The sequence below is a fragment of the Limnohabitans sp. genome (assembly GCF_040400975.1).
Classification (GTDB): Bacteria; Pseudomonadota; Gammaproteobacteria; order Burkholderiales; family Burkholderiaceae_C; genus Limnohabitans_A.
Genome location: NZ_JBBAPF010000139.1, coordinates 306 through 1,145, shown reverse-complemented (window position 1 = coordinate 1,145; position 840 = coordinate 306). Strand labels below are relative to the sequence as shown.

Genomic DNA, 840 nt, shown 5'->3' with positions numbered 1-840 from the left:
TGGGCCCACCAGGACCGTGAGAAATTCTTCACGGACGAGATTGAAGCCTTGGATGACGAGTACCCACGCAGCTACTTTGGTTATTGTGATCATGCGGACAAGTACGGTCCCAAACGACTGGATGGGCTGGAGCATTATGCAACCAAGATGATGATTCAGCATCGGTTCCAGCACCACCGTCCTCTCATTTGGACTGGGTATTTGTCTGAGGTGGACATGACAGCATTATCAGTGGTCCACCACAGGCTCTTTGCCTTTCAGCCGGATCGCCGCCAGGAGCAGGTGCGACGGGAGTGCCAAGCTACCCAGATCGAGTTTGGTGCTCAGATTCGGCAGACCGGTCTGACTCACCGCCAGTACATGTTGGGACTGGCAGGAGGAGCACAAGAGTCAGGACAGGCACGTTTGGATGCACTTCTCCAGCGCATCGAAAACATCCCTGCCGAACCTGAAGCCCGGCAGGGCGAAGGGGAAGAGGCAGAAGAGGAAGAAGCAGTTGATACTCCAGGTGCCTCCTCCTCAGCAGGACCGGCCGAGGGCTCATGGTGGAGCCAGGCATGGCAAAGCTGGCAGCCGACGTGGCAGCAACAGTATTGGGGCTCCCAGTGGGGCTCACAGTGGGGCACTGGAAGCTGGCAGGGCGGATGGCAACAAGCCCAGCAGCAAGCTCCACCACAACCACAACCGGCTGAGCCAGCAGCGGACCCAGAAGTGACAGCAGCTGCAAAACAGGCCGCCAAAGCGAAGAAACGAGCGGCCCAGAAGGCGAAGAAAGTTGCTGCAGGTGTGAACCCCGCAGAAGTCACTGCGGGAAAAAGTGCACTTATCTGATATGCGCAG

At 57.7% G+C, this 840-nt stretch carries 1 protein-coding gene; it reads left to right on the top strand.

Annotated elements, in window-relative coordinates; translation table 11 throughout:
* On the top strand, positions 1 to 831 hold an 831-nt coding region (locus ABWQ00_RS16220; protein WP_353239694.1), incomplete at its 5' end, for a hypothetical protein.
* Positions 832 to 840: the final 9 nt, after the last annotated feature.